The organism is Streptococcus sp. 1449, assembly GCF_013276805.1.
Lineage (GTDB): Bacteria > Bacillota > Bacilli > Lactobacillales > Streptococcaceae > Streptococcus > Streptococcus pseudopneumoniae.
The window spans coordinates 1-1,053 of record NZ_VMLS01000105.1; the positions used below are offsets into that span (position 1 = coordinate 1).

The 1,053-nt window shown below is 39.7% G+C and carries 1 pseudogene; it reads left to right on the plus strand.

From position 1 onward, the window contains the following. Positions 1-430 precede the first annotated feature (430 nt). A pseudogene (locus tag HT687_RS11340) lies at positions 431-1,053 on the plus strand (IS66 family transposase); the annotation flags it as partial.

The window sequence follows — 1,053 nt, forward strand, 5'->3', positions numbered from 1 at the left end:
CCTGAATCACCTGAATCACAATCATTATACTCCTCTACAACATATATGTCAAGTATTTTCCCAATATTTATCTAAAATTATGATTCGGATAACTCCCACTTGTCTGGTCAAAGTGGAAATTGGCCTAAAACAGATTTTTATGGTGGAATTTAGTGTGAGACGTTTGAGTTAGAAATGAGCTCTACTATGACAAAACATAAATACCTGACCCTTTCAGACCCTCATGAATTCTCTAGGCTGGAGATTTTGGCTCTATAATATTTGTAGTAGGAAAATCCCCTATGGATATTATGGAGCCTATTTTGTTGTAGAAAAAAGTCCCATAAGATCTATAATGAAAAGCAACCAAACCATCATTAGAAAGATTCATATGGAACAATTACATTTTATTACAAAACTACTCGTTATCAAAGACCCTAATGCCCAAATTATGGATAGGAAATCATTGCTAAACTGGATTATGAGGCTCCATCTTGCCCAATTTGATTCAGAAGAAGTTCATCATCGCTTAGAGGACTGCATTTGCCCTGACTGTCAGGGAGAGCTAAAAGAGATTGGAGCGAGTCTTCAAGGCCAAGAATTAGTCTTTATTCCTGCGCAATTAAAACGCATAGATCATATCCAACACTCTTACAAATGCCAAGCATGCAGTGAGAAAAATCCGAGTGATAAAATTGTGAAAGCTCCTATCCCTAAAGCCCCTTTGGCGCATAGCCTTGGCTCAGCTTCTATTATCGCTCACACCATCCATCAGAAGTTTAATCTGAAGGTCCCCAATTATCGCCAAGAAGAAGATTGGGCTAGGATGGGTTTACCAATCACACGTAAGGAAATCTCTAATTGGCATATCAAGGCGAGTCAATACTATTTGGAGCCCCTCTATAACCTCTTGCGAGAGAGACTATTGACTCAGCCCTTACTTCATGCGGATGAAACTTCTTATAGGGTGCTAGAGAGTGATAGCCATCTGACCTACTATTGGACTTTTTTGTCTGGGAAAGCTGAGAAGCAAGGAATCACGCTGTACCACCATGATCAGCGTCGAAGTGGTTC